Source organism: Halopseudomonas salina (assembly GCF_014637955.1).
Classification (GTDB): Bacteria; Pseudomonadota; Gammaproteobacteria; order Pseudomonadales; family Pseudomonadaceae; genus Halopseudomonas; species Halopseudomonas salina.
This window is the reverse complement of record NZ_BMFF01000017.1, coordinates 1-1,252: the sequence shown is the minus strand read 5'-3', so window position 1 is coordinate 1,252 and position 1,252 is coordinate 1. Positions and strand designations below refer to the sequence as shown.

The window sequence follows — 1,252 nt, the reverse complement described above, 5'->3', positions numbered from 1 at the left end:
TCCGAGTTACCCACAACCAGTAGACACCTTCTATAGTTAGGTAGCCCCTAGCAGGAGGTGTGTCATGACCAAGAAACGACAGGCATATACCGAGGAGTTTCGCAGGGAAGCGATACGTCGATCGGAGCAGCCAGGTAACACCGCAGCATCCGTCGCCAAAGAACTGGGACTGCATCCCGGTCAAATCTACAACTGGCGACGGCAGTTCACCCGACTGTCCGAGAAGCAGTTCAACAGCGTCGATGGCGTCGATTACTCCAAGAAGGAATCTGCAGAGGTCCGACGTCTAAAGCGTGAATTGAACGACGCCTTGAAGGAAAACGAATTCCTAAAAAAGGCTGCGGCGTACTTCGCGAAGCTCCAGGAGTGAAGTACGTGGTCATCGCAGAGTATCTGGGGCAGTACCCGGTTACGCTGATGTGCCGTGCACTGAACGTCTCCCGCTCTGGATTCTATAAGTGGCACAACCGTAAGCCCTCCCCTAGGCAGCTACGGCGCGAGCAGATCGAAGGCAAGGTGGTTGAGCTGTTTGCAGAGTACAAGGCGCGCTATGGCGCGCCCAGGCTGGCTCATGAGTTGAAGGATGCAGGGCTGCCTTGTTCGAAGAACTTTGTAGCCAACATCATGCGCTACCGCGGAATCCGGGCTCGAAACGGGAAGGGCTTTCACTACCGCCCGGCCAGTCCGACGATGATCAACGTGGAAGAGAACCGGCTGCGGCGTCGCTTTCACGCAGAAGCCCCAAACCAGAAATGGGTAACGGACATCACCTACATCTGGGTCAAAGGCAGCTGGGCGTACCTGGCCACCGTCATGGACCTTTATTCTCGAGCCATCGTTGGCTGGAAGCTCGATACTTCAATGACCGAGAAGCTGGTATTGGATACGCTCACGATGGCCTTCTCACGCAGAGAGGTTAATCCTGGGCTGATCATCCACTCAGACCGCGGCGTTCAGTTTCGCTCGGTGAAGTATCTGGATCTGGTCAGATCAAGCGGCTGCCTACCCAGTATGAGCCGTCAGGGTAACTGCTGGGATAATGCGGTAATGGAGTCCTTCTACAGCCGTCTCAAGGTAGAGCTGATCTATGCGGAGCAATATGGGTCGATGGAAGAAGTCCGATCCGGTATCTTCGAGTACATTGAGATTTTTTATAACCGCAAACGACGACACTCTGCTCTCGGCAATATCAGTCCAGCAGAGTTTGAGCGCAGATGCGCATAACAGTGTCTACTTTTTGTGGGCAGGACCA

Annotated in this window: 2 protein-coding genes; both read left to right on the top strand. The window is 54.3% G+C overall.

From position 1 onward, the window contains the following. Positions 1–64 precede the first annotated feature (64 nt). The gene (locus IEV54_RS17265) at positions 65–370 is read left to right on the top strand and encodes a transposase (RefSeq protein ID WP_223825568.1); all 306 of its coding nucleotides are present in this window, start codon (positions 65–67) and stop codon (positions 368–370) included. A gap of 5 nt (positions 371–375) precedes the next feature. Continuing rightward, positions 376–1,224 carry an IS3 family transposase gene (locus IEV54_RS17260; RefSeq protein ID WP_229734602.1) on the top strand — a complete coding sequence of 283 codons (849 nt, stop codon included), beginning with the start codon at positions 376–378 and terminating at the stop codon, positions 1,222–1,224. Positions 1,225–1,252: the final 28 nt, after the last annotated feature.